Source organism: Hyphomonas sp. UBA3601 (assembly GCF_002375605.1).
Classification (GTDB): Bacteria; Pseudomonadota; Alphaproteobacteria; order Caulobacterales; family Hyphomonadaceae; genus Hyphomonas.
The window spans coordinates 1-384 of record NZ_DFME01000049.1; the positions used below are offsets into that span (position 1 = coordinate 1).

Genomic DNA, 384 nt, shown 5'->3' on the forward strand with positions numbered 1-384 from the left:
TTGCGCGAAGTGACGAGCGAGGACGTCCGTCAGCTCTGCGACAAGATCAAGAAGCGGGGCGCGCCTTCAACGGCGCTGCACGCCCGCGAGTTCATCAAGCTCATCTACGCCTTCGCCAATTTGCACGGCATCCGTGTCGAGAATCCCGCCGAGGAGGTCGATCCCCGGTCGATCGCGCGTGTCCGGCCCCGCGACCGCTCGCTCACGCCGCTGGAGATCCGGGTCCTCTATCGCGTGCTCGAAGAGATCACCGCCAATCCGACGCTGAAGCTCGGCGTGAAATTCATCCTGCTGACGATGAAGCGCAAGACCGAGGTCGCCCATGCGACATGGGATGAAGTCAGTTTCCAGGATGCGGTCTGGACCATCCCGAAGAAGCGGATG

Annotated in this window: 1 protein-coding gene; it reads left to right on the forward strand. The window is 62.5% G+C overall.

From position 1 onward, the window contains the following. On the forward strand, positions 1–384 hold a 384-nt coding region (locus B4F73_RS05835; RefSeq protein WP_414651866.1), incomplete at both ends, for a tyrosine-type recombinase/integrase.